The 253-nt window shown below is 60.5% G+C and carries 1 pseudogene; it reads left to right on the forward strand.

The window, feature by feature from the left end:
• Nucleotides 1-130: 130 nt before the first annotated feature.
• Nucleotides 131-253, forward strand: a pseudogene (locus B0E41_RS00005) (DDE-type integrase/transposase/recombinase); the annotation flags it as partial.

A 253-nucleotide genomic window follows, 5' to 3' on the forward strand; every position in this document is an offset into this window, starting at 1 on the left:
GGAAGACTGGATCAATGTCCTGCCAACAGGTGCCGACGACGCCGGCGTTTAACCCCTATCCCCGATCAGTTCAGGTGGGGGAGTTTGAGGTGGCCATAGACGGGGGAATTTGACTGGCCATCAGGGTACCCCCGAGGCACCCAAGCAGCTGTGGAGTGGAGACATCACCTATATCGCCACCGACGAGGGTTGGCTGTACCTGGCTGCGGTCATCGACCTGTTCAGCCGTCAGGTAGTGGGCTGGAGCCTGCAG

The organism is Hydrogenophaga sp. A37 (genome assembly GCF_002001205.1).
In the GTDB taxonomy this organism is placed as follows: Bacteria; Pseudomonadota; Gammaproteobacteria; order Burkholderiales; family Burkholderiaceae_C; genus Hydrogenophaga.